Below are 409 nucleotides of genomic sequence, written 5' to 3' on the forward strand. Positions count from 1 at the left end.
TCTATCTTTATGGGTTAGCACCAGCCTGTCTATCTTGTTGTCTAAAATATCATCAAGCAGGCGTTTTAAGCCTTTTTTATGATAGTTCATACCACTACCCAAATCGCTAATTACCTCGAATGACCAGCCTTGAGCAGAGCAATACAGCTCAAGAATTTCAATCTGACGTTGTAAGTCTGATTTTTGGTCATGACTCGAAACACGAGCGTAAGCTATGGTTTTACGTTGTTGCTCCACTTTATTACTGGGGTTTATTTTAGATAAGTCATACCGACGATGGCCTTTGGGTGTTCTTTGAGCGACAAGCACGCCTGTCTCATCCCATCTTCGTAGAGTTGAGACGGAAACGCCTAACTGATTAGCTGCTTGTTTTATGCTTAATAATCTACTCATAATAAGTAATTATAGA

Annotated in this window: 1 protein-coding gene; it reads right to left on the reverse strand. The window is 39.9% G+C overall.

Annotated elements, in window-relative coordinates; translation table 11 throughout:
* Positions 1-393 (reverse strand): IS607 family transposase (locus A1232T_RS13360; RefSeq protein ID WP_143514017.1); only part of this gene is annotated, 393 nt, incomplete at its 3' end.
* Between the last annotated feature and the right edge of the window lie 16 nt (positions 394-409).

The sequence above is a fragment of the Psychrobacter pasteurii genome, from assembly GCF_900162815.1.
In the GTDB taxonomy this organism is placed as follows: domain Bacteria; phylum Pseudomonadota; class Gammaproteobacteria; order Pseudomonadales; family Moraxellaceae; genus Psychrobacter; species Psychrobacter pasteurii.